Annotated in this window: 1 pseudogene; it reads left to right on the forward strand. The window is 38.1% G+C overall.

What is annotated here, in order from left to right:
• Positions 1–44: 44 nt before the first annotated feature.
• Positions 45–315, forward strand: a pseudogene (locus tag AC3LHT_RS04175) (hypothetical protein); the annotation flags it as partial.

A 315-nucleotide genomic window follows, 5' to 3' on the forward strand; every position in this document is an offset into this window, starting at 1 on the left:
CTTTTGATAATTCTTCATTTACATCGAAGGAGCTTAAGCTTCTTTTGGTCGAGGACCATCCAGTCTATTCAGATGGTCTGTCCTTAATATTGTCTCAAATGTGTCAAAAGCTTGAAAAGATAATTCTTGAACTCAAGGCAAGAAAATATTCGATACTTCTCGTAAGTCATGACAGGTTTTTAATAGACAGGGTTGCAGATAGAAGCTATTTCCTGAAAAATGGAACAGCTTTTGCGGTTAGCGGGGGTTATTCCCTGATGCTTTCACACCTGAAGAGCGATTTCGAATCTAGATTAAAAAGGGCAAAAGAGATGA

The organism is Kosmotoga sp., assembly GCF_982836095.1.